Annotated in this window: 21 protein-coding genes; 12 read left to right on the plus strand and 9 right to left on the minus strand. The window is 63.9% G+C overall.

Translation table 11 applies throughout. The annotated features are described in order from the left end of the window. Nucleotides 1-122: 122 nt before the first annotated feature. On the minus strand, nt 123-989 hold the full coding sequence (hexR, locus tag DN387_RS10150; protein ID WP_043861524.1) for a transcriptional regulator HexR: 867 nt from the start codon (nt 987-989) through the stop codon (nt 123-125). A 104-nt stretch (nt 990-1,093) separates the two neighbouring features. On the opposite strand from hexR, the gene zwf reads away from it, so the two are divergent. Together zwf and DN387_RS10160 are read left to right on the plus strand one after the other, a co-directional pair. Next, a complete protein-coding gene (gene zwf, locus DN387_RS10155; protein ID WP_054916480.1) occupies nt 1,094-2,536 on the plus strand; it encodes a glucose-6-phosphate dehydrogenase in 1,443 nt (480 codons plus the stop codon). 84 nt (nt 2,537-2,620) lie between these two features. Next, nucleotides 2,621-2,938, plus strand: coding sequence for a hypothetical protein (locus tag DN387_RS10160; RefSeq protein ID WP_054916453.1), 318 nt, complete (start codon nt 2,621-2,623; stop codon nt 2,936-2,938). A gap of 61 nt (nt 2,939-2,999) precedes the next feature. Here DN387_RS10160 and DN387_RS10165 read toward each other — a convergent pair whose 3' ends face one another. Continuing rightward, nucleotides 3,000-5,870: an EAL domain-containing protein gene (locus DN387_RS10165; protein ID WP_054916452.1), complete on the minus strand. Its 2,871-nt coding sequence runs from the start codon at nt 5,868-5,870 to the stop codon at nt 3,000-3,002. Between the two features lie 235 nt (nt 5,871-6,105). On the opposite strand from DN387_RS10165, the gene uvrD reads away from it, so the two are divergent. The 4 genes from uvrD to DN387_RS10185 all read left to right on the plus strand — a co-directional run bounded on the left by uvrD (nt 6,106) and on the right by DN387_RS10185 (nt 10,822). Beyond that, complete coding sequence (gene uvrD / locus DN387_RS10170; RefSeq protein ID WP_054916451.1) at nt 6,106-8,289, plus strand: DNA helicase II; 2,184 nt, start codon at nt 6,106-6,108, stop codon at nt 8,287-8,289. A gap of 192 nt (nt 8,290-8,481) precedes the next feature. Continuing rightward, nucleotides 8,482-9,333, plus strand: coding sequence for a Tim44 domain-containing protein (locus DN387_RS10175; RefSeq protein ID WP_043861520.1), 852 nt, complete (start codon nt 8,482-8,484; stop codon nt 9,331-9,333). Nucleotides 9,334-9,444: 111 nt separating this feature from the next. Next, complete coding sequence (locus tag DN387_RS10180) at nt 9,445-9,852, plus strand: SMI1/KNR4 family protein (RefSeq protein WP_014720555.1); 408 nt, start codon at nt 9,445-9,447, stop codon at nt 9,850-9,852. Between the two features lie 157 nt (nt 9,853-10,009). Beyond that, entirely contained in the window at nt 10,010-10,822 is an 813-nt protein-coding gene (locus tag DN387_RS10185) for a hypothetical protein (protein ID WP_054916450.1), read from the plus strand. Here the strand turns inward: DN387_RS10185 and DN387_RS10190 are convergent. Next, the gene (locus tag DN387_RS10190) at nt 10,819-12,579 is read right to left on the minus strand and encodes a cation:proton antiporter (protein WP_054916449.1); all 1,761 of its coding nucleotides are present in this window, start codon (nt 12,577-12,579) and stop codon (nt 10,819-10,821) included. The genes DN387_RS10185 and DN387_RS10190 overlap by 4 nt on opposite strands. A 323-nt stretch (nt 12,580-12,902) precedes the next feature. Here DN387_RS10190 and DN387_RS10195 point away from each other — a divergent pair, with 323 nt between their 5' ends. Next, nucleotides 12,903-13,388 (plus strand): acyl-CoA thioesterase, encoded by a 486-nt coding sequence (locus tag DN387_RS10195; RefSeq protein WP_043861517.1) that lies wholly within the window; start codon nt 12,903-12,905, stop codon nt 13,386-13,388. On the opposite strand, the gene pdxY is transcribed toward DN387_RS10195, so the two are convergent. Then, nucleotides 13,385-14,257 (minus strand): pyridoxal kinase PdxY, encoded by an 873-nt coding sequence (gene pdxY / locus DN387_RS10200; RefSeq protein ID WP_043861516.1) that lies wholly within the window; start codon nt 14,255-14,257, stop codon nt 13,385-13,387. The two genes, DN387_RS10195 and pdxY, sit on opposite strands and share 4 nt — an antisense overlap. A 117-nt stretch (nt 14,258-14,374) precedes the next feature. Here pdxY and DN387_RS10205 point away from each other — a divergent pair, with 117 nt between their 5' ends. Further along, nucleotides 14,375-14,767, plus strand: a complete 393-nt coding sequence (locus tag DN387_RS10205; RefSeq protein ID WP_043861515.1) for a DUF3301 domain-containing protein — start codon at nt 14,375-14,377, stop codon at nt 14,765-14,767. A 54-nt stretch (nt 14,768-14,821) separates the two neighbouring features. Here DN387_RS10205 and DN387_RS10210 read toward each other — a convergent pair whose 3' ends face one another. Genes DN387_RS10210 through zigA form a run of 3 tightly spaced genes read right to left on the minus strand, consistent with a single transcriptional unit; the run spans nt 14,822 to nt 17,634 of the window. Next, nucleotides 14,822-15,784, minus strand: coding sequence for a GTP-binding protein (locus tag DN387_RS10210; protein WP_054916479.1), 963 nt, complete (start codon nt 15,782-15,784; stop codon nt 14,822-14,824). Between the two features lie 42 nt (nt 15,785-15,826). Continuing rightward, the gene (locus tag DN387_RS10215) at nt 15,827-16,426 is read right to left on the minus strand and encodes a DUF1826 domain-containing protein (RefSeq protein ID WP_054916448.1); all 600 of its coding nucleotides are present in this window, start codon (nt 16,424-16,426) and stop codon (nt 15,827-15,829) included. Then, complete coding sequence (zigA, locus tag DN387_RS10220; RefSeq protein ID WP_054916447.1) at nt 16,426-17,634, minus strand: zinc metallochaperone GTPase ZigA; 1,209 nt, start codon at nt 17,632-17,634, stop codon at nt 16,426-16,428. The genes DN387_RS10215 and zigA overlap by 1 nt, the downstream gene beginning before the upstream one ends. Nucleotides 17,635-17,787: 153 nt before the next feature. Here zigA and DN387_RS10225 point away from each other — a divergent pair, with 153 nt between their 5' ends. Both DN387_RS10225 and folE2 read left to right on the plus strand, forming a co-directional pair. Beyond that, on the plus strand, nt 17,788-18,105 hold the full coding sequence (locus tag DN387_RS10225) for a glutamine synthetase (RefSeq protein ID WP_290445893.1): 318 nt from the start codon (nt 17,788-17,790) through the stop codon (nt 18,103-18,105). A gap of 75 nt (nt 18,106-18,180) precedes the next feature. Then, entirely contained in the window at nt 18,181-19,080 is a 900-nt protein-coding gene (folE2, locus tag DN387_RS10230; protein WP_054916445.1) for a GTP cyclohydrolase FolE2, read from the plus strand. On the opposite strand, the gene DN387_RS10235 is transcribed toward folE2, so the two are convergent. Further along, nucleotides 19,081-19,608, minus strand: coding sequence for a DUF3617 domain-containing protein (locus DN387_RS10235; protein WP_043861510.1), 528 nt, complete (start codon nt 19,606-19,608; stop codon nt 19,081-19,083). It lies immediately after the preceding gene. 128 nt (nt 19,609-19,736) lie between these two features. Here DN387_RS10235 and cls point away from each other — a divergent pair, with 128 nt between their 5' ends. Beyond that, complete coding sequence (gene cls, locus DN387_RS10240; protein ID WP_054916444.1) at nt 19,737-21,176, plus strand: cardiolipin synthase; 1,440 nt, start codon at nt 19,737-19,739, stop codon at nt 21,174-21,176. A 9-nt stretch (nt 21,177-21,185) separates the two neighbouring features. On the opposite strand, the gene cfaB is transcribed toward cls, so the two are convergent. Continuing rightward, nucleotides 21,186-22,370 (minus strand): C17 cyclopropane fatty acid synthase CfaB, encoded by a 1,185-nt coding sequence (gene cfaB / locus DN387_RS10245; RefSeq protein WP_054916443.1) that lies wholly within the window; start codon nt 22,368-22,370, stop codon nt 21,186-21,188. 188 nt (nt 22,371-22,558) lie between these two features. Here cfaB and lpdA point away from each other — a divergent pair, with 188 nt between their 5' ends. Beyond that, a complete protein-coding gene (gene lpdA / locus DN387_RS10250) occupies nt 22,559-23,959 on the plus strand; it encodes a dihydrolipoyl dehydrogenase (protein ID WP_054916442.1) in 1,401 nt (466 codons plus the stop codon). The last annotated feature ends 17 nt before the right edge of the window (nt 23,960-23,976 follow it).

Genomic DNA, 23,976 nt, shown 5'->3' on the forward strand with positions numbered 1-23,976 from the left:
CCGGGCGGGGTTACGGTTTGGCGGCGGGAGGGTTACAAAAGCATGAACAATCAGGCGTGGCATGCGGTGCTGCCCTTCGCCGGCAAGCCAGCGAAGGCGTCAGTGCGGGCGGTGCAAGACGATCAGTCGTCCATCGCCTTGATCGACTTGGGCGACAGGCGCAGGCTGCGCAAGCTGCGTTTGACGCTCTTGAGGTGGTTGACCAGGCTCGGCCCGCGCGCCATGGCAACGCCCATGGCCAGCACGTCGATCACCACCAGGTGGGCGATACGCGAGGTCAGCGGGGTGTAGATTTCGGTGTCTTCATGCACGTCGATGGCCAGGTTGACCGTGGACAATTCGGCCAGCGGGGTCTGGCTCGGGCACAGGGTGATCAGCGTCGCGCCGCTTTCACGCACCAGGTTGGCAGTGATCAGCAGGTCCTTGGAACGCCCTGACTGGGAAATGCAGATCGCTACATCACCCGGCTTGAGGGTGACCGCCGACATCGCCTGCATGTGCGGGTCGGAATACGCCGCTGCCGTCAGCAACAGGCGGAAGAACTTGTGCTGGGCATCGGCAGCCACCGCACCCGATGCACCAAACCCGTAGAATTCCACGCGCTGCGCCTGGGCCATGGCCGTCACGGCGCGCTGCAATGCCTGGGCATCGAGGTGCTCGCGCACTTCCATCAGGGTGTGCAGGGTGGTGTCGAAGATCTTCAGGCTGTAGTCGGCTACCGAATCGTCTTCATGAATCGCGAACTGACCGAAGCTCGCACCCGCCGCCAGGCTTTGCGCCAGCTTGAGCTTGAGGTCCTGGAAACCGGTGCAACCGATCGCCCGGCAGAAACGCACGATGGTCGGCTCGCTGATCCCGACGCTGTGCGCCAGATCAGCCATGGAGCTATGCATGACAGCCGCTGGATCGAGCAATACGTGATCGGCAACCTTCAGTTCCGATTTGCGTAGCAGATGGCGCGACTGGGCGATGTGTTGCAACAGATTCAAGGGCAGGACTCGGTTATGATCGGCTGACCGGGTTGTAGCTTTCTTGTAGTTATACTACATGACCGGCGACCCGCCCAGCTAAACGATCTTGGAGAGTGGTGGCATTGACTATCCCGTGCGACATTCTGGTGTTCGGCGGCACCGGCGACCTGGCCCTGAACAAACTGCTTCCAGCGCTCTACCACCTGTTTCGCGAAGGCCGTCTGCACAACGCCGTGCGGATCATCGCCCTGGCCCGCCGGCCCTTGCCACGGATTGAATTTCTCAAGCTGGTCGAACGCCGCTGCCGCGCCCAGATCGCGCCCCAGGACTTCAGCGACGAGGTGTGGCACCGCTTTTCCACGCGCCTGGACTACTTCTCCATGGACGCCATGCAGAGCGCCGATTTCGGCCGCCTCGCCCGCTTTCTGGGCGAGCCCGGCGGGCTGACGCGGGTCTACTACCTGGCCACCGCACCCAACCTGTTCGTGCCCATCGCCACCCACCTGCTGGTGGCCGGGCTGGTCGACAGCGAAGCGCGTATCGTGCTGGAAAAACCCATCGGCCACTCACTGGAGTCCGCCACCACGATCAACAGCGCCATCGGCGCGGTATTCGCCGAATCCCAGGTGTTTCGCATCGACCACTACCTGGGCAAGGAGACGGTGCAGAACCTCATGGCATTGCGCTTCGCCAACGCGCTGCTGGAACCGGTGTGGCGCACCAACCAGGTGGACCACGTGCAGATCAGCGTGTGCGAAACCCTCGGCGTGGAAAACCGCGGCGGCTACTACGACCGTGCCGGCGCGACCCGCGACATGCTGCAGAACCACCTGCTGCAACTGCTCTGCCTGGTAGCCATGGAGCCACCTGCGCAGTTCGAGGCCGAGGCGGTGCGCGATGAAAAGGTCAAGATCCTCAAGGCCCTCAAACCCATCACCGGGCAGGACGTGCAGGACAAGACCGTGCGCGGCCAGTACAGCGCCGGCAAGATCGGCGGGCAGGAGGTTCCGGCCTACTACTTCGAGAAGGACGTGGACAACGACAGCGACACCGAAACCTTTGTCGCCGTCGAAGCCCACATCAACAACTGGCGCTGGGCCGGCGTGCCCTTCTACCTGCGTACCGGCAAGCGCATGGCCAAGCGCTCCTCGCAGATCGTCATCCAGTTCAAGCCGGTGCCCCATCGCCTGTTCGACGGCGACCAGGCCAACCAGTTGCTGATCCAGCTGCAGCCCGACGAGCGCATTAGCCTGCAGATGATGACCAAGGCACCGGGCAAGGGCATGCGCCTGGAGCCGGTGGAACTGAACCTGAACCTGGCCCAGGTGTTCGGCCAGGCTCGACGCTGGGACGCCTACGAACGCCTGCTGCTGGATGTTCTGGACGGCGACTCGACCCTGTTCATGCGCCGCGACGAAGTGGAGGCCGCATGGGCCTGGATCGACCCGATCCTGACTGGCTGGCAGGAGCACTTCCAGGCCCCGCGCCCTTACCCGGCCGGCTCCAATGGCCCGGACCAGGCCCACAGCCTGCTGGCTCACCAGGGACGCGCCTGGCACGGTTGAAAGCTTTCCGGCTGCCGGGTGCAGCCGCGCTGTTCGATAGTGGGCACGCAACATCCCACCCACCATCGAATGGAGTACAAAGGAATGTCCCTGAAAGCAAAAGGCTGGATCGCGCAGAACGACAAGATGCCGGGCAACGCCAGGTTTCGAGTGTATGGCACCGTGGAAGTCGCCACCTCGGCCATCGTGCCGGTGCTGGTGAAACGCGCCATCCAGGACAAATCGCACGCCCTGGCGCTGGAACTGAAGCTGGAGAACGTGGACGCCCTGGCTGCCCAGGTGATCACCGAACGTGCGGTCTGTTTCGAAATGGACGGCGACCACAGCAACATCCCGAAAGTGGATATTTTCCACGACGGCAAACTGCTGGTGAGCCTGGAGGAGATCCTGGTCACTCACTGACCGGCAGGCTGCGACTTGTTACAACGCCAGGGCCCCGTTGATCGGGGCCCTGGCCGTAGGGCTACCAGCGCCGATCTTCACGCAGCAAGGCGGCCAGGCTGTCGGCCTCCACCGGCCGGCTGATCAGGTAGCCCTGCACCTCATCGCAGCCCTGCTCGCGCAGAAACGCCAGCTGCTCCTGGGTTTCCACCCCTTCGGCCACTACCTGCAGGCCCAGGCTGTGGGCCATGACAATGATCGCACGGGTGATTGCGGCGTCCTCGCTGCCTTCGTGCAGGCCACGGATGAAGGTCTGGTCGATCTTCACGTAATTCACCGGAAAACGCTTGAGGTAGCTGAGCGACGAATAGCCGGTGCCGAAATCGTCGATGGCCAGCTTGACCCCCAGTTCATGCAGCTGATGAAAGGTCGCGATGATGTGCTCCACGCTGTCGAGCAACTGGCTTTCGGTCAGCTCCAGCTCCAGCAGGTGCGGTGCCAGGCCGCTGTCTTCCAGCACCTGACGCACCAGGCTGACCAGCTTGCCCTGGCGCAACTGATACACCGACAGGTTCACCGACACGCGAATCGGCGCCAGCCCCTGCCGTTGCCATTCACAGGCCTGCCAGCACGCCTGGCGCAACACGAACTCGCCCATCGGCGCGATCAGCCCGGTCTCTTCGGCCAGGCCGATGAAGTCGCCCGGTGGCACCATGCCCACCTGCGGGTGATGCCAGCGCACCAGGGCCTCGGCAGCCTGCAGGCGGCCGCTGGTCAGGCACAGTTTGGGCTGGTAATAGACCTCCAGCTGGCGCTCTTCGATGGCCTTGCGCAGCTGGTTCTCCAGTTGCAGGCGCTCCAGGGTGCTGGCCTGCAGGCTCTCGGTGTAGAACTGGAACCCGTCGCCGCCGAGGTGCTTGGCGTGCTGCATGGCCATGTTGGCCTGGCTCACCAGGGTGCTGACATCCAGGCTGGCATCGGGCAGCAGACTGACCCCCACTGAAGCGCTGATCACCAGCTCGTGCCCGTCGACACGCAGCGGCACGCGTAGCTTGTCCAGCAGGCGCGTCGCTACCCGCACCAGGCTGGACAGGTGTGAATAGCCGTCGAACAGCACCACGAACTCGTCACCGGACAGACGCGCCACGGTATCGGCCTCGGGCACTGCGTTGCCGATGCGCTGGGCCATGGTCTTGAGCAGCCGGTCGGCCAGTTCGTGGCCCAGGCTGTCGTTGAGCAGCTTGAAGCGGTCCAGGTCGATGTGCAGCAGCGCCAGGCTGCGACCGCTGCCACGCAGGCGCTGGCCGGCTTCATGCAGACGCAGGCGGAACAACGCGCGGTTGGCCAGGCCGGTCAGTTCGTCGTAGTGCGCCAGGTACCGCAGGCGCTCTTCGGACTCGCGGCGTGCCGACAGGTCGGTGAAGAAACCCACGATGGTGCCGACCTGGCCACGCGCATCCGTCACGCCGGTCAGTTGCAGCCACTGCGGGTAGAGTTCCCCGCTCTTGCGCGCCTCAACCAGCTCGCCTTCCCAGCGCCCCTGCTGCGCCAGGGCCTGGTCGATGGCACCGTAGTGCCGGCGCGCGTCGCGGCTGCATGGCAGCTCCAGCGCATTGCGCCCCAGCAGTTCTTCGCGCACGTAGCCGGTCATGTGGCAGAACGCCTGGTTGGCGGCCAGTACGGCATAGTCCGGCCCCATGATCGCGATGCCTTCGCTGGCCGCCTCGAATACGGTTGCGGCCAGGCGTTGCTGTTCCTGCTGGGCCTTGCGCGCGCTCACGTCGCGCCGGGTGCCGAGCATGCGCACCACCCGCCCGGCGGCATCGCGCTCCACCGCGCGGCCGCGGTCCTCGATCCAGCACCAGTGGCCCTGGGCGTGGCGGAAGCGGTACTCGATACGGTAATCGTCGGTGCGCCCCTTGAGGTGGTCGACCAGGGCGCGCTTGAGCGCCGGCACGTCATCCGGGTGCAGGCGCGGCTTGAGGTGCGCCTGCACCGCCCGCACCTGCTCCGGGTTCAGGCCGAACAGCTCGTGCAATTGGGTGTGATGCACCTCGTCGGTTTCCAGATTCCAGTCCCACAGCCCCAGCTCACTGGCTTCCAGCGCCAGGGCCAGGCGCTGCTCGCTCTTGCTCAGGGCCTGGTTGGCGCGGTCCAGCTCCTGGCTGCGCTGCGCCACCCTCGATTCCAGCCCGGCCTGGGCCTGACGCAGTTGCTCCTCGATCAGCCGACGCTGCTCGACCTCGGTCGCCAGGGCCTTGTTGAGCCGCTCGCTGCGCGCCTGCGCGGCCTGCAGGTGCTCGATCAGCGCCTGGTTCTGAAAGCGGCGCAACAGGCCCCCCTCGATCAGCCGATTGACCTGCCAGGCCACCACCATCAACGCGCCGAGCAGGATCAGCCCCAGCCAGCCCCAGCCTTGCTGCTGCTCGTCACCGCGCCAGAACAGAAACGCGATCGGCGGCAGCAGGCACGGCAAGGTGAAACTCAGGAACGCCGGCAGGCTGACCGCGTAGGCCACACTCGCCGACAGGGTCGCGGCCCCCAGCAAGCCGAAGACCCAGGCTTGTTGCACGAAGTTATCCACAGGCACCAGGGCAATCGCCGCGCTGGCCAGGGTCAGGCCGCTGAAGGCCGAACCGAGCAGGAACATGCGCCACCAGGTCGGTTGCACCTGTCGATCGGGCATCGCCGCGTCGAAGGCCGCCACCTGAATGACCCGCAGCGCTACCAGCGCCATCAACCAGACGATCCACACACTGACCAGCAGGTAGCGCTGCGGGCTCCACAGCAGCCAGGCACACACCAGGCCGTTGAGCAGCATGAACAGGGTGGGCAGCAACGAGCCCTGGTACAACAGACGGGTACGCTCGACGGCCAGTTGCGTGGCGAACTGTTTGCGAATACCGCGGCGCGCTTCCAGCGGCACGCTGACGGAGGCAGATGCGAAGGTCATAGGCAATGTTCTTGTAATGGTGAGCCTCGAACGAGCACGGAGCATACACAAGCAGGCGCCTGGGCCAAACTGCTCTGGGTCATAAATTGTGCGTGGCAATTATGGAACCTGGTTTCAGTGCCGAGCCCTCAAGCACGCGGGCCAAGGGGCGCGACCGATGAGCGGGCGGCGCCTTGGGCGATCTTTTTCCACCATGGGTTTGCCCCCGGCTCGCTTGCGCCCCTAAAATGGCCGGATGCGCGATGACCTCTCCCTCCTGTTGAACTCCCTCAACGACGCCCAACGCCAGGCCGTAGCGGCCCCGCTTGGTCGCCAGTTGGTTCTGGCCGGTGCCGGCTCCGGTAAGACCCGAGTGCTGGTGCACCGTATCGCCTGGTTGATCCAGGTCGAGCAGGCCTCACCCCATTCGGTGCTGTCGGTGACCTTCACCAACAAGGCCGCCGCCGAGATGCGCCAGCGCATCGAGCAGTTGATGGGCATCAACCCGGCCGGCATGTGGGTGGGTACCTTCCACGGCCTGGCGCACCGCCTGTTGCGTGCCCACTGGCAGGAAGCGGGGCTGAACCAGAACTTCCAGATCCTCGACAGCGACGACCAGCAACGCCTGGTCAAGCGGGTGATCCGCGAGCTGGGCCTGGACGAACAGCGCTGGCCGGTACGCCAGGCGCAGTGGTTCATCAACGGGCAGAAGGACGAAGGGCTGCGCCCGCAGCACATCCAGGCCAGCGGCGACCTGTTCCTGGGCACCATGCGCAGCATCTACGAGGCCTACGAGGCAGCCTGCCAGCGCGCCGGCGTGATCGACTTCTCCGAACTGCTGCTGCGCGCGCTGGACCTGTGGCGCGACAACCCGGGCCTGCTGCAGCACTACCAGCGGCGCTTCCGCCACCTGCTGGTGGACGAGTTCCAGGACACCAACGCCGTGCAGTACGCCTGGTTGCGCCTGCTGGCCCAGGGCGGTGACAGCCTGATGGTGGTGGGCGACGACGACCAGTCCATCTATGGCTGGCGCGGCGCCAAGATCGAGAACATCCACCAGTACAGTGCCGACTTCCCCGACACCCAGATGATCCGCCTGGAGCAGAACTACCGCTCCACCGCCGGCATCCTCAAGGCGGCCAACGCCCTGATCGCCAACAACAGTGATCGCCTGGGCAAGGAGCTGTGGACCGACGGCGGCGACGGCGAACCGCTGAGCCTGTACGCCGCCTTCAACGAACACGACGAAGCGCGCTATGTGGTCGAGACCATCGAAAGCGCGCTCAAGACCGGCATGGCGCGCAGCGACATCGCCATCCTGTACCGCTCCAACGCCCAGTCGCGGGTGCTCGAGGAAGCCCTGCTGCGCGAGCGCATCCCGTACCGCATCTATGGTGGTCAGCGCTTCTTCGAACGCGCCGAGATCAAGAACGCCATGGCCTACCTGCGCCTGCTTGAAGGGCGTGGCAATGACGCGGCGCTGGAGCGGGTGATCAACGTGCCGCCGCGCGGCATCGGCGAGAAGACCGTGGAGGCGATTCGCGAACACGCCCGTCACGCCCAGGTATCGATGTGGGAGTCGATGAGCCTGCTGATCGCCAACAAGGGCCTCAAGGGCCGTGCCGCCAGCGCCCTGGCCGCGTTCATCGAGCTGATCGAGAACCTCTCGGCCAAGGTCATGGACATGCCGTTGCACCTGATGACCCAGACCGTGATCGAGCAGTCCGGGCTGATCATCTATCACCAGGAAGAAAAGGGTGAAAAGGGCCAGGCACGGGTAGAAAACCTTGAAGAACTGGTCAGCGCCGCGCGCAACTTCGAAAGCGCCGAGGAAGACGCCGAGCTGTCGCCGCTGGCTGCGTTCCTGGGCCACGCCTCCCTCGAGGCCGGCGATGCCCAGGCCGAGGAACACGAAGACAGCATCCAGCTGATGACCCTGCACAGCGCCAAGGGCCTGGAGTTCCCCCACGTGTTCCTGGTGGGCATGGAAGAGGGCCTGTTCCCGCACAAGATGAGCCTGGAAGAGCCCGGCCGCCTGGAAGAGGAACGCCGCCTGGCCTATGTGGGCATTACCCGCGCCATGCAGCAGCTGGTGATGACCTACGCCGAAACCCGGCGCCTGTACGGCAGCGAAACCTACAACAAGGTGTCGCGATTCGTGCGTGAGATCCCTGCGGGGCTGGTGCAGGAAGTGCGCTTGTCCAACAGCGTCAGCCGGCCGTTCGGCTCGGGTCAGAAACAGAATTCGAGCAGCCTGTTCGGTGCGGCGAACATCCCCGAAACCGCGTTCAACCTCGGCCAGCGCGTGCAGCACGCGGTGTTTGGCGAGGGCGTGATCCTCAATTTCGAGGGCGCCGGTGCCCAGGCGCGGGTGCAGGTGAACTTCGCCGAAGGCAGCAAGTGGCTGATGCTTGGCTACGCCAAGCTGGAGCCGCTGTAACACCCTCCGCCGGCAAGGCCGTCCCCTGTGGGAGCCGGCCTTGCCGGCGAAGAGGTCGGCCAGTTCCTACACGCACTTGATAAACATCCCACAGCGCCAAGCAAAAGATAGAAACATTATGGCGCTAGTCATGTGTCCTACAACCTGTGCACCATGGCGCGCGTGCACTCCACAAAACGGGAATACCCTTCTATGCAACGTTTTCTTAGCATCGCCTTGGCGCTGTGCATCGGCCTTACGCTGAGCCTCGACGCCAACGCCAAGCGCTTCGGCGGCGGCAAGAGCTCGGGCGCCGCGCCGACCCACCAGACGCGCCAGGCCGCTCCGGCCACGCCGGCCGCCACGCCAAATGCGGCAGGCCGTCCACCGGCAGCCGCCAGCGGTGCTTCGCGCTGGCTCGGCCCTCTGGCCGGCCTCGCCGCCGGTGGCCTGCTGGCCTCCATGTTCATGGGCGACGGCTTCCAGGGCATGCAGATCTTCGACATCCTGATCATGGCGGTCATCGCCTTCCTGATCTTCCGTTTCATTGCCGCCCGTCGCCGCAAGCAACAGCCGCAGATGGCCGCTGCCGGTCACGCGCCGTTCCAGCGTGAAGTTCACGAGCAACCGGCTCAGCCGTCGATCTTCGGTGGTTCCGCTGCACCTGCCGCGGCCCGCCCGGTAATCAATGCACCAGCCTGGTTCAATGAAGAGAGCTTCCTGGCCGCTGCACGCAACCACTTCCAGACCCTGCAGCAGCACTGGGACGCCAACGAGATCGACAAGATCGCCGAGTTCGTTACCCCGCAGATGCTGCAGTTCCTGAAAAAGGAACGTGCCGAGCTGGGTGAAGGCTTCCAGTCCACCTACATCGACGACCTGAACGTGCAACTGGAAGGCGTGGATGACCGTGCCGACCGCACCATCGCCACCCTGACCTTCAGCGGTGTGTCGAAAACCTCGCGTTTCGACCAGGGCGAAGTGTTCAGCGAAAGCTGGAACATGGAACGTGCCCAGGGCGAAAACCAGCCTTGGCTGGTCGCAGGGATCCGCCAGAACGGCTGATCTTGAGGCATTGCACAAAAAACCCCGGGCTTGCCCGGGGTTTTGCTTTTAGCGTAGCGTCCTACTAGGGTATAACGCGCAGCGTGTCGTCAAGGTAAGAGGATTGAACCCGTGGAAGAAATCATCGAGCAACTGCGTGAAGCCAACGAACCGGTACCCGTACCGCTTGAGTTGCCCGACGAAGACCTGCTGGTCGAGATTGAAGAACAGCTGTTCATCGATATCCCGTTCGTCTTCAGGGAGTTCCTGTTGACCGTCAGCGATGTGGTGTACGGCAGCCTGGAGCCGGTGACCGTTACCGACCCGCAATCGCATACCTACCTGCCTGACGTGGCGGCCAATGCCTGGGATGCCGGCGTGGACCGTTCGCTGATTCCGATCTGCCAGGATGGTGACGATTACTACTGCGTCGAGGAAGACGGCACCGTGGTGCTGTGGTCGGCCGAAGAAGAGCTGGTGACCGAAGAAACCTGGGAATCGGTATGGCACTGGGCGCGCGACGTGTGGCTGGAAAGCTGATCCGTCAGTTTGTCGGACAAAAATGATGGCTCTGAGCTATCAATCTTCGTAGAATCGCCGCGCCTTCCTGTGCGCGGCGGTGTTGCTACCGCTCCATCCCCTCGGACATACGACCCGCGCGCACAGGAATGCACCTTCACATGCCGGGGCCCTGTCGATGTACTCCAGACTGTTCACACTGCTCGCCCTGCTGCTGGCGAGCGGCTGCCAGGCGCCGCTGACACAGTTGCAGACCCTCAGCCAGGCCCATGGCCATCGTATCGAGATCCAGCCTACCCAGCCCTTCCCGCTGGCGCTGAGCGTTCCGCTCAAGGCGCCAGGCGCCCTGCGCCTGCGCGTCTATCTGGAAGGTGACGGACGCGCCTGGGCCACCTCCAGCCAACCCAGCCTGGACCCCAGCCCGCGCAACCTGTTGCTGGCGCGACTGGCCCTGGAAGACCCACAGCCCAGCCTGTACCTCGCGCGCCCTTGCCAGTTCGTCAGTGCGCCTGGCTGCCGCGCAGCGATGTGGACCGACCAGCGCTTTGGCAAGGCAGTGCTCGATAGCCTGGACCAAGCCCTGAGCGGCATCAAGCAGCGCTATGGCAACCAGGAGTTCGAGCTGATCGGCTATTCCGGCGGGGGTGCGCTGGCCTTGCTGCTGGCCGCCCGGCGAAGCGACGTTACCCAGGTACAGACCCTGGCCGGCAACCTCAGCCCGCGGTACTGGGCACAGACCCTGCAACTGACGCCACTGGCGGGCTCACTGGAGCCGCTGGACTATCGCCAGCGCCTGCGCGACCTGCCGCAGCGCCACCTTCTCGGGCTGCAGGACCGCAGCGTGCCGGCCTCGCTGTTCGAGCACTACCGCGTGGAACTAGGCAGTGCCCGCTGCATGCAGCAGGTTGCGCTGCCCGGTGTGAGCCACGCCGAAGGCTGGACACAGGCCTGGGCCCAATGGCGGGACCAGCCGCTGCGCTGCAAACCCTAGGGGTGATGTTCCTTCTGATTGTCGAGGGTTTCGAGCAGTGCGATCTGCATGCGCGTGTGCACCCGGATGAACCAGCGCCACAGCAACGCCACCACGCCGGCCGCCACCACCGCAATCAGCAACAGCAGCTCGCTGGTGGGCAGGATGCTCGCCGACAGCGCCGACAGCAGCAGGAAGATCACCAGCAGCGACAGCAGCGGGATCACCTCGGCGATCACCCGGCGCACGCGCTGGGTATGGCGCCCGGCCATTTCCGGCTTGACCCCCATTTCGGCCAGCAGCATCGACAGCGCCTTGAGCTTGCGATACGCGGCAATCAGGAACGGCAATGACAGCAGCAACGCCGCGCCCCAGATCAGCGCTTTCTGCTGGGCCAGGTCGGGCAACCATTCGCTCAGGTACTCGCCGATGCGTGCCGCGAAGTAACCTCCACTGAAGAAGATCGCCACCACCAGCGCCAGGTTGACCCCCACCTGCAGCAGGATGCGCCGGATCATCGCCGCCACCATCGCGCCCTCGCCTTGCGGCTGGATGCTGCGCAGCCATTCGCCGTACAGCGACAGCACCCGCGACAGGCGCTTAGGCACCACACTGGCAAGCTTGAGCGACAGCGGGTCGGCGGCGCGAATCAGGTAGGGCGTGAGCAAGGTGGTAATGGCCGACACCGCCACCGCCACCGGGTAAAGGAAGTCGCTGGTGACCTGCAGGGTCATGCCCAGCGCAGCGATGATGAAGGAGAATTCGCCGATCTGCGAAAGCCCCATGCCCACCCGCAACGAGGTGCGACCGTCGTTGCCAGCGATGAAGGCGCCCATGCCGCACGAGAGCATCTTGCCCAGGACCACCGCTACAGTGATGACCACGATCGGCCAGATGTACTCGATGAGCACGCTCAGGTCGATCATCAGGCCGATGGCGACGAAGAAGATGGCACTGAACAGGTCGCGAACCGGCTCGATCAACTGCTCGATCTTCAGCAGCTGGCGCGATTCGGCCATGATCGCCCCGATCAGGAACGCGCCCAGTACCATGCTGTACTCGAGCTTGACCACCAGAAGGCAGAAGCCGAAGCACAGTCCCAGCACGGTAATCAGCAGCATCTCGTTGCTTTCGAACCTGGCCACGTAGGCCAGTACCCGCGGTACCAGCAGTATGCCGATGACCAGCGCCACGATCATGAACAGCGAGAGCTTGCCGACGGTGGAGAACACCTCGCCGGAACTGACCGCGCCGCTGACCGCAATGCCCGACAGCAGGGCAATGATGCCGATACCGAGGATGTCCTCGACGATCAGCACACCGAAGATCAGCTGGGCGAAGCGCTCGTTCTTCATCTTCAGGTCGTTGAGCGCCTTGACGATGATGGTGGTGGAAGAAATTGCCAGGATTGCGCCCAGGAACAGCGAGTCCATGGTGTTCCAGCCGAACCAGCGGCCGATCTCGAAGCCGATCCAGATCATCAGCACGATTTCGAGGAAGGCCGCAATGAACGCCGTGGCCCCCACCTTGAACAGCTTGCGCAGGCTGAACTCCAGCCCCAGGCAGAACATCAGGAAGATCACCCCGAGTTCGGCCAGCGTCTTGATCGTGTCTTCGTCGTGGATTAGGCCGAATGGCGGGGTGTGCGGGCCGATGATGAAGCCGGCGACGATATAGCCGAGTACCACCGGCTGCTTGAAACGGTGAAACAGGATGGTGACCACACCGGCAACCAGCATGATCACCGCCAGATCCTGAATAAAGCTGATGGCATGCACGGCGTGGAGCTCCTTACTTCGAACCGAAGAACAAGCCCGCCGCTCGATGACATGCCTGTCGTGGAGCGGCGGGGGAATTAGTCTGTCAAATGACGCCAGGCACCACATTGCATGGGCTTGGTCAGGTTAACACCGGCGCCTGCGACGAAAAGGCGGTGTAATATCAAGAAACAGATAGACCGGTAACACGCCAAAGATGGCACGAACGGCGTGACGGCAACGGCGCTGTCAGCGTCCCGTTTTCATGGGATTCGAAATTGGGGAAAAGAAGCGTGACGACCACTCGCCACCCCGCCTCAGCGCAACCTTACCGTGAGCACACTATGGAACCTGGAAACGCCCAGCTGTCGATGACCGTCCTGATGACCCCGGACATGGCCAACTTTTCTGGCAACGTACACGGCGGCACCCTGCTCAAGTACCTCGATGAAGTCGCCTATGCCTGCGCCAGCCGCTACGCGGGCCGTTATGTGGTGACGTTGTCGGTGGATCAGGTGGTCTTTCGCGAGCCGGTACACGTGGGCGAACTGGTGACCTTCCTGGCGTCGGTGAACTACACCGGCAACACCTCGATGGAGGTCGGGATCAAGGTCGTCACCGAAAATATCCGCGAGCGCTCGGTGCGCCACAGCAACAGCTGCTTCTTCACCATGGTCGCGGTGGACGACGATCGCAAGCCGGTCGCCGTGCCGCCACGCCAGCCAGAGACCAGCGAGGAAAAGCGCCGCTTCGTGCAAGGCAAGCAGCGCCGCCTGATTCGCCAGGAACTCGAAAAGCGCTACCAGGAACTCAAGGGCGACGCCTTCTAGAGCGCCAGGCGCCGCGCCTCGAAGCGCACCCGCGGGTGCATGATGCGGTCCTGAGCACGCACCAGCTCCAGCTCGTAGCTGGTGCAAGCCTGGGTTTCCAGCAGCACCTCGTGCACGGCCGCGGCAGTGAATTCGAAAGCCGCCACCCAGCTGTCACCCAGCAGCACCCGCGCCAGGAACAGGCCGGAGGTCAGGTCGCCGACCCCCACCGGCTGCCGCGCAAAGGCCAGCAGCGGTCGTTGCAGGTGCCAACTGCCTTCGGCAGTCACCAGCAGCATCTCGAAGTCTTCGGCCTTGCGTCCCGGGTATGCCAGGTGCTTGACCAGCACAGCCTTGGGCCCGCGGGCGAGCAGGCTGCGCGCCATGGCCACGCAGTCCTCCAGCGACTCGGCCCGACGCCCGCAGAAGCTGTCGAGCTCCAGCTGATTGGGGCACAGCACATCTGCCACCGCCACCGCTTCATCAAGCAGGAAGTCACTGACCTCGGCGGGTACGATGCAGCCTTTTTCCGGATGCCCCATGACGGGGTCGCACAGGTACAGGGCGTTCGGGTTGACCGCCTTGATCCGCGCCACCCCAGTAAGAATCGCACGGCCCTGGGCGGCGCTGCCGAGGTAGCCGGAAAGCACCGCATCACAGTTGCCCAGCTCGCCGATCGTCGCAATCCCGTCCACCAGCGCCGGAATTTGCTCTGGCGCAAGCACTTCGCCGGTCCACTGGCCATACTGAGTATGGTTGGAGAACTGAACGGTGTTCAGCGGCCAGACATTGACCCCCACCCGTTGCATCGGAAACACCGCGGCGCTGTTGCCGGCGTGGCCGAATACCACGTGTGACTGGATGGCGAGCAGATGCGGTGTACGTTTCATGCAGGGCTTCCAAACGATCGAATGAAAAACAAGGCGCGCAGTATGGCGCCAAATGCCACCTGTACGACAGACCGGGGTGGCAGTTAAGCTGAGCCTATCTGGTTGGAGCGAACGTAGATGTTAACCCTCGAAAACCTTCTGGTGCTGATGCTGCTGGCCACCGCAGGCGCCTGGCTGTGGCATAACCACGGCCTGCGCGAAAAGGCACTGGAACGGGTCAAGCAGCATTGCGCCAAGCTCGACCTGGAACTGCTGGATGGCAACGTGGCGCTCAAGCGCATCGGTTTTGTGCGCGATGCCAACGGGCGCAAGCGCCTGGCCCGTGTGTACAACTTCGAATTCACGGTGACGGGCGAACATCGTCACCCCGGTACGGTGACGCAGTTTGGCGCGCACACGATGCAGATCGAACTGGCACCCTACCCGTTCGAGATCAAGCCGCCGGTGCAGGGCGGCAACGTGATCGAGATGAACCAGTGGCGCCAGGAGCACAATCGCTGGCGCCAGTGACGTTCCCTTCGTCTACCGGGGCCAGCCTTGCCTGCAAAGAGGCCGGCCCTGTCTTCAGGGAATCCGGCATTCCTGCATCCCCTGCTCCAAGGCCGCCACTGCCTGCGGCTGTGCAAAAATCAGCTCGATACGCGAGTCGCGCCGCCACTCGCTGGCCTGCCAGTGCAGCGCCTGCCCCTCCAGCGCATTGGCCGACTGCCAACCCTCCGGGCTGTGGATAACCAGCTTCGCCCTGCGCCACCCAAGGCCTGCAAGCCATTGCTGCAAACGCTGCGGGTGCAACTGCTGGCTCGGGTGCCAGCGCCAGCCAATGCTCCAGCCCTGCTCCAGCTGTTGATAAAGACAGATCGGCGTCAGCGGGTTTATCCACAGCGCCGCCGGCAACGGCCTGGCCTCCGGCAGCTTGAAGTTATCCACCGGCAACGGATGCACACCAACGCCCGGCAGGCTGTTCAGCGCAATCTGCCCATGGTCCGTCCAAAGCTGGGGTACATCAGGCAACCCCTGGCTTATCCACAGGCGCGTGGTGGCCGCCAAGCCTTCAGATTTGTTGAGCACCAGCAGCCCCGCACCGTGCAGTGCCTGCGCCTGCGGCTGGGGTAATACCTGGCCCGCCGCCAATGCCTGGGCGTCCAGTACCAGCACCGACGGCTGAACCGCCAGCACGCCTTGCCAGGGTGCCTCGCCCAGCTGGGCCAGCAACTGGGCAGGATGACCCAGCCCCGAAGGCTCGATGAACAGTCGATGAGGGCGCGCCTTGCGCAACAAGCGCCCCAGGCCCACCTGGAACGGTGCACCATTCACGCAGCACAGGCATCCGCCCGCCACTTCGCCCATCGCCACGCCATCATCGTCGGTGGCGAGCAAGGCGGCATCCAGGCCGATCTGGCCGAACTCGTTGATCAGCACCGCCCACCGCTCGTGGCCCGGGCGCTGGGCCAGCAGGTGCCGGATCAGGCTGGTCTTGCCGGCGCCCAGGGGGCCGCCGATCAGGTGGGTGGGTATGTTCTGCAGCATGCGCATCGATTCGTCAGGAAGGATACGCACTATGCTGCGCGCTCAGGCCATCCAGTCAAGCGTCAGCATCAGGCGGCGCTGCCCCGCAGGTACCGCCGGCGAACAGTGCACCAGCCCCTGCCCCTCATTGCCCAGCCACCTCTCGCCCTTGAGCACGGCAACATCACCGGTCGACAACTGCTCCACCTGCACCGCATCGGGCGCCGTCAGCCATTCACTGCCGGGGCCCGCATAGGTACAGATCAGCCGCGCCGGCACGTGGTCGACGTGAAAACGCGGGCACATTGCGCCCTCCAGTGCGCGCAGGCGCAGCCCCACCCGACGCGCGTCGAGCAGGCAGGCGTAGGCGCCCACCAGCCAGCGCACATCGCAGATGAACCCCTCATACCCCTGCAGATCGGCATACGCTGCCGCCAACCCGCGCAGGGCGGGTGCGTCGTCATCTGGCTGCAACTCCAGGGTCAGGGACTCGGCCAGCGGCTGCCCAAGGGACAACAGCACCTGGGCAAAATCGGCCACATGCACCGGCAACTGGCGCTGCCACACGGCCAGATTGACGCCATCCTGCAGCACCTCGGTCAGCACCTGGGGCGATTCGCCGACTGTTTGCCGGGCGCTGCCACGGCGTTTCAGGGCCAGCATCAGGCCGCCTCTTCGTCGTGCCAGTCGCCAAACGGGTCGGGCAGGCGTTGCCAGCCCTCGGCGCCCAATGCCATTTCTTCATCGCTCAGCAGGCAGGCGCCCAGCTCGGCATCCAGTTGCGCAAAGTCGATGTGCTGCCCGATGAACACCAGCTCCTGTCGGCAATCGCCGCATTCGGCCGTCCAGTGCTTGAGGATCGCCGCCGTGTCCTGCGGGTCCTGGGGCCATTGCCCGCGTGGTACGAAACGCCACCAGCGGCCGGCAAAGCCGTGGCGCATCATGCCGCCGGCCTGGGACCAGCTGCCGGCTTCCTGGTGCTTGCTGGCCAGCCAGAAAAAGCCCTTGGAACGCAACAGGCGGCCGTTGCTCCAGGGCCTGTGGATAAAGTCGAAAAAACGCTGTGGGTGCAAGGGGCGGCGGGCCTGCCAGGTGGTGGCGGCAATGCCGTACTCCTGGGTTTCCGGCACATGCGTACCGCGCAGTTCCTGCAGCCAGCCCGGCGCCTGGGCAGCACGCTCGAAGTCGAACAGGCCGGTATCGAGAATCTGCGCCAATGGCACCTGCCCCATCACCATCGGCACGATCTGGGCGTGGGCATTGAGCGAGCGCAGAATGGCGCAGAGTTCTTCGCGCTCATCGCTGCCGATCAGGTCGATCTTGCTCAACAGGATCACATCGGCGAACTCGACCTGCTCGATCAGCAGGTCGCTGATGGAACGTTCATCGCCCTCGCCCAGGGTCTCGCCGCGCGAAGCCAGGCTATCGGCGGCCTGGTAGTCACCCAGGAAATTCAGCCCGTCTACCACCGTGACCATGGTGTCCAGCCGCGCCTGGTCGGCCAGGCTGCGGCCTTGTTCATCACGGAAGGTAAAGGTTTCGGCTACCGGTAGCGGCTCGGATATGCCGGTGGACTCGATCAACAGGTAATCGAAACGCCCCTCGCGGGCAAGCCGCGCGACCTCTTCGAGCAGATCTTCGCGCAGGGTGCAGCAGATGCAGCCATTGCTCATCTCGACCAGTTTTTCTTCTGCACGATTGAGGCTGACGTTGCGCTGCACTTCGCTGGCGTCGATATTGATTTCACTCATGTCGTTGACGATCACCGCCACCCGCAGGTTGTCGCGGTTACGCAGCACATGGTTGAGCAGGGTGCTCTTGCCGGCACCTAGAAAGCCGGACAGCACAGTAACGGGGAGACGGTCGGTCATGGCGCAAATACCTCATCAGGGCGTCGGGGCATTCGAAGGATGCCTTTTTCAATGTTATATTATAACAATGCAATTTAGCCAATCGGAGATTGGATGAAAACCTTCGTACTGCTTTCGCTCCTGCTAATTCCTGTCGCGACGGTTCACGCCGCGATGCCGCGCAGTGAGCCTGCCCAATGCACGCGCAGCGCCAACCTGCTGGCCTGCCAAGATCGCGACGGCAATGTGTACAGCGTGCACAGCCAGGGCAACACCCAGTACGTGCGCGGCGTTGAGGTGTTGGGGCAGCGACGCTGGGTGCAAACCAACAGCCTCTATGGGCCGCTGACCTTCTACACGGGCCTGGCCAGCGACGGCGAAGCCTGGGTCGGCTATAGCCGCCGGGTGGGTTGGACCACGCAGAACCGGGTGTCCAGCTCCAGCGGCCAACGCTTCAGCCTGCGTTGCAATCGCCTTGGGGGCTGCGAGTGAGGACTCGGAAAAAGCTATGATGAATGAATCGTTATAATGTAACGTATCGGTTTTTAATTCAGCGATGGTTTCAGCATGAACGCCCTGACCCTTCCCGATATCGCCGCTCAGGCCAGCCAGCAATCCATGCCTCTGGAATGGGTTGGCATGTGCGGCATCGCACTGCCGATCACACTCGACGGCGTGCAGGTACGCGCCAGCGCCGATGCCGGCGTCAGCCTGGATGATGGAGCCTCGCGGGGGATTCACATGTCGCGCCTGTACCTCGCGTTGGAGGCATTCGAGCACGCGGCGTTTTCAGTAGGGTTGGTGCGCCAGGTCCTGGAACGGTTTATCGACAGCCATCAGGGCCTCTCTACCACCGCTTACCTGCGTCTGGGCTTTGAATTGTTGCTCAAGCGGCCTGCGCTGGTCAGCCCGCTGGCAGGCTGGAAGGCTTACCCGGTGAGTGTGGACGCACGTTTGGAAAACGGAGTGTTCCACGTGGAACTAAACGCACAAGTCGAGTATTCCTCGACCTGCCCATGCTCCGCCGCGCTCGCCCGCCAATTGATTCAGCAGCAGTTCGTCGATGATTTCGCCAACCGCAGTAACCTCGATCATGCTGCCATCCTGCATTGGCTCGGCACCGCCCAAGGCATCGTCGCAACACCACACAGCCAACGCAGCACGGCCCATCTGCACCTGCGCCTGGCCCCAGGCGAGGAGCAAATGCCCTTTCGACAGCTGATCGAACTGGCCGAGGCAGCTCTCGGCACTGCTGTGCAGACAGCCGTGAAACGAGCCGACGAACAGGCGTTTGCGCTGGCCAACGGGCAGAACCTGATGTTCTGCGAAGACGCCGCGAGGCGCCTGCATCTGGCCCTGCAACCGCTGCCGTGGATCGACGGCTTCAAGCTGCGTGTGGAACATGCCGAAAGCCTGCATGCCCACGACGCTGTCGCGCAAAGCCAATGGCAGTGGCACCTGCGCTGATCAGGTGCGCGGCTTGACCGTGCCGCAATCGTTGCCCAGCCACACCGCACGGGTGTTCATGCTGCCCTTTTGCTCAACACCGGACGCATTGAACGTGCCGCTGACCTTGGTCAGAAATTCCCGATCGCTGAGAAACTGCGCTTCACCGTTGCCTTGAGCCTTGGGGCAACTGAAGGTGAACTTCCACACATTGCCGTTGCGCTCGGTGATCTTCTGCGTGCACCCCGACTGCGGGTCTTGCAGCGGAATGTCGTTGGTCTGAACCTGCTCCTGGGTCAGGCACGAACGCACCCCTTTGCCCCCGACGCTGATGCCTTGCTTGGCCAGGCCACCCTCGATCATTGCGCGCTGCTCGGGCGGCAGGTTCTTCAACTGGCCGAGCATGAATTCCATGTCGGGCAGTGGCTTGCCATCGACCTGCATGTTGCTGCTGGTCAACTCCCACAGGCCCGGTTGCAACATCTGCGCATGCACCAACGGGCTCGCCAGGCCCAGTACCAGTGCCAGCATCGGCAGACGACTTTTCATGTAGTGACTCCTTCAGAATCCGGCCCCAAGCCGGAACACAGCTTAGACGCGTTTTCGTGCTTTCAGTTGCAAGTGCAGGCGCGAACGTGCTCTGTTAGCGGGCAGTGCCCTCGGATAGCAGAATGTGTATGGATTACCACAGCCCTTACTTCTTCGGTTACCTCATCGGTTTGATTCACCTGCTGGGCGTGATTGCCGCCCTGCATGCCGTGTTCACCGTGCGCACTGCCCAAGGTGCAATTGCCTGGGCCATGTCGCTGCTGTTTATCCCCTACTTCACGCTGATTCCGTACCTGGTGTTCGGCAGTCGCACCTTCGACGCCTACATCCAGGCCCGCCGCCAGGCCAACCGCGAAATGCATGTGGCCATGGCCGACCTCAACTGGCGCCCCTGGGTGGAAGAGGCGCTGACCGCGCGCAACTCCGAATCCTATGCGGCGCTGCGGGCCATGCCCAAGCTTGGGCGCATGCCGTGCCTGGCCAACAACCAGGTCAGCCTGCTGATCGACGGACAGGCCACCTTCGACGCGATCTTCAAGGCGATAGAAGCGGCCCACGACACGGTACTGATCCAGTTCTTCATCATCCACGACGACGGCATCGGCCGTGAGCTCAAGGCGCTGCTGCTGAGAAAGGCCGCTGAAGGGGTGAAGATCTACGTGCTGTTCGACAGCGTTGGCAGTCACGCCCTGCCCTCCGCCTATATACAGAGCTTGCGCGAAGGCGGCGTGAACATCCGCGCCTTCGCCACCCGCCGCGGTTGGTTCAACCGCTTCCAGGTCAACTTCCGCAACCATCGCAAGATCGTGGTGGTCGACGGCATGCTGGGGTTCATGGGGGGCCATAACGTGGGCGACGAATACCTGGGCGGCAACCCCAGGCTATCGCCCTGGCGCGACACCCATGTGCAGGTCAGCGGCCCGGTGCTGGCCTGCCTGCAGGAATCCTTTGCCGAAGACTGGTACTGGGCGGCGCGCCAGTTGCCGCCACTGATCCTGCCCGACACCTACCCCGACAACGGCGTACTTTGCCAGGTACTGGCCAGCGGGCCGGCCGATCCGCAGGAGACCTGTTCGCTGTTTTTTGTCGACGCCATCCACGCGGCGCGCGAGCGGCTCTGGATCACCAGCCCGTACTTCATTCCCGACGAGGCCGTGTCGGCCGCGCTGCGCCTGGCGGTGTTGCGGGGCGTCGACGTGCGTATCCTGATTCCCTCGCGCCCTGACCACCGTATCGTGTACGCCGCCTCCAGCCTGTTCGCCTTCGAGGCGGTGCAGGCCGGGGTGCGCATGTTCCGCTACGGGCCGGGGTTTCTGCACCAGAAGGTGGTGCTGGTCGACAACGAAGTCAGCGCCATCGGCAGTGCCAACCTGGACAACCGCTCGTTCCGCCTGAACTTCGAAATCATGCTGCTGACCGTAGACCTTGCCTTTGCCGCGCAGGTCGAAGCCATGCTCCAGCACGACTTCGACCAAGCGCGGGAAATCACCCCCGAGGACAGCCAGCAGACGCGCCGCCTGCAACAACTGGGGATGCGCATCGCCCGACTGATCTCGCCGATCCTCTGAGCGCGACTGTCAGCGGTACAGGTCCTCGCGGGTCAGCGGCAGGTCGTGGCCACCATCGGCGAACGGCTTGACTGCCAGAATCTGGTGCAGGTTGATCCAGCCCTTGGCAAAGGCATAGGAGCAACCGGCCAGGTACAGCCTCCAGATGCGCAGGGCCTTTTCCGGCACCAGGCTCGCGGCCTTGTCCAGCTGGCTTTCCAGGCGATCGCTCCACTGCGCCAGCGTCCGTGCGTAATGCAGGCGCAGGCTCTCGACGTCGACCACTTCCAGCCCCGCTTCGCTGATACGCGCACTGATCATCGACAGGTGCGGCAGCTCGCCATGGGGGAACACATAGCGCTCGATGAAATTGCCCGCGCCGCGCCCCACCGGGCGCCCGTCCACATGCTTGGCGGTGATGCCGTGGTTCATCACCAGGCCGCCTTCGCGCACCGCGCCGAACAAGCGCTGGCAGTACAACGCCAGGTTGGCATGCCCCACGTGTTCGAACATGCCGACACTCACCACCTTGTCGAAGCGACCGTCCTGGGGCAGGTCGCGGTAGTCGAGAATCTGCAGTTCCACCTGATCTTCAAGCCCTTCTGCCTTGACCCGTTCACGCCCCAACTTGAGCTGCTCCTTGCTCAGGGTGATGCCGAACACCTTGGCGCCGAACTCACGTGCGGCATAACGTGACAACCCACCCCAGCCACAGCCCACGTCCAGCAGGTAGTCGCCCTGCTTGAGCCGCAGCTTGCGGCACAGGTGCTCGAACTTGTTCTGCTGGGCCTGCTCAAGGGTGTCGCCGGGGGTCTTGAAGTAGGCGCAGGAATACGCCATGTCGCGGTCCAGCCACAGCTGGTAGAAATCGTTGGACAGGTCGTAGTGGTAGGAAATGGCCGCCGCGTCGGTGGCCTTGTCATGCTCGCTGCGCACCGGCTGGTCTTCTTCCTCGTCCGTGAGCAACGCCTGACTGAGCTCGTCGCACACGCGGATGACTTCGCCGATGGTGCCCTCCAGTTCCAGCTTGCCCTCGACGAACGCCGCGCCCAGCTCATCCAGGCTGGGGTGGGTCAACTGGCCGATCAGCTGGGGATCCTTGACCACGATGGTGACCTGCGGCTGGGGGCCGAGATCGAATTCGTGACCATCCCAAAGCTTGAGTCGCAAGGGCAACCGCAGGCTTTGCAGAACAGGTGGAAGTTGCGCAAGCATGAAATGAGCCTCCCGTAATCTTCGGACGTCTGCACAAAAGGGTAGCCCATCCTCAAGAACAGGGAGGCATGCCGGACTATCGTCGTAGACCGGCCGATGCAAAAAGGTAGTGGCATAAATTGTATACAACCTCCAGATCGGCCCCTAACCTTGGCGGCATTGTCGATTCTTCATCCGGGAGTACAACAATGAAAACCTATGATGTCGTGATCATCGGCGGCGGCCCTGGCGGCTACAACGCTGCCATTCGCGCAGGCCAGCTGGGCCTGAGCGTGGCCTGTGTCGAAGGTCGCCCGACCCTCGGTGGCACCTGCCTGAACGTTGGCTGCATGCCGTCCAAGGCCCTGCTGCATGCCTCCGAACTCTACGAAGCGGCTGCCGGCAGCGAGTTCGCCAACCTCGGTATCGAGGTCAAGCCAAGCCTGAACCTGGCGCAGATGATGAAACAGAAGGACGAGAGCGTCGCGGGCCTGACCAAGGGCATCGAGTTCCTGTTTCGCAAGAACAAGGTCGACTGGATCAAGGGCTGGGGCCAGCTCGATGGCGTGGGCAAGGTCAAGGTCACCGATGACCAGGGCGCCGTGACCGAACTGCAGGCCAAGGACATCGTCATCGCCACCGGGTCCGAGCCGACTCCGCTGCCCGGCGTGACCATCGACAACCAGCGCATCATCGACTCCACCGGCGCCCTCGCCCTGCCCCAGGTGCCCAAACACCTGGTGGTGATCGGCGCGGGCGTGATCGGGCTGGAGCTGGGCTCGGTGTGGCGCCGCCTCGGTAGCCAGGTCACCGTGGTGGAATACCTCGACCGCATCTGCCCCGGCACCGACGAAGAAACCGCCAAGACCCTGCAGCGCGCATTGGCCAAGCAAGGTATGAGCTTCAAGCTGGGCAGCAAGGTGACCCAGGCCACGCCGTCGGCCGACGGTGTCAGCCTGACCCTCGAACCGGCCGCCGGCGGCACCTCCGAAACCCTGCAGGCCGACTACGTGCTGGTCGCCATCGGCCGTCGCCCCTACACCCAGGGCCTGGGCCTGCAAACGGTAGGCCTGCAGACCGACAAGCGCGGCATGCTCGAGAACCAGGGCCATCGCACCAGCGTGCCGGGCGTGTGGGTGATCGGCGACGTCACCAGCGGCCCGATGCTCGCCCACAAGGCCGAAGACGAAGCCATCGCCTGCATCGAGCGCATCCACGGCAAGGCCCACGAAGTGAACTACGGGCTGATCCCGGGGGTGATCTACACCCGCCCCGAACTGGCCAGCGTGGGCAAGACCGAAGAGCAGCTCAAGGCCGAAGGTCGCGCCTACAAGGTCGGCAAGTTCCCGTTCATGGCCAACAGCCGGGCCAAGATCAACCACGAGACCGAAGGCTTCGCCAAGGTGCTGGCCGATGCCGAAACCGACGAGGTACTCGGCGTGCACCTGGTTGGCCCGTGCGTCAGCGAGATGATCGGTGAGTACTGCGTGGCCATGGAGTTCTCGGCCTCGGCCGAAGACATCGCCCTCACCTGCCACCCGCACCCGACTCGCTCCGAGGCCTTGCGCCAGGCGGCGATGAACGTCGAAGGCATGGCCATGCAGATCTGACCCCGGTCAGCCTGCAC

This window comes from Pseudomonas sp. FBF18, from assembly GCF_024261405.1.
Lineage (GTDB): Bacteria > Pseudomonadota > Gammaproteobacteria > Pseudomonadales > Pseudomonadaceae > Aquipseudomonas > Aquipseudomonas palmensis.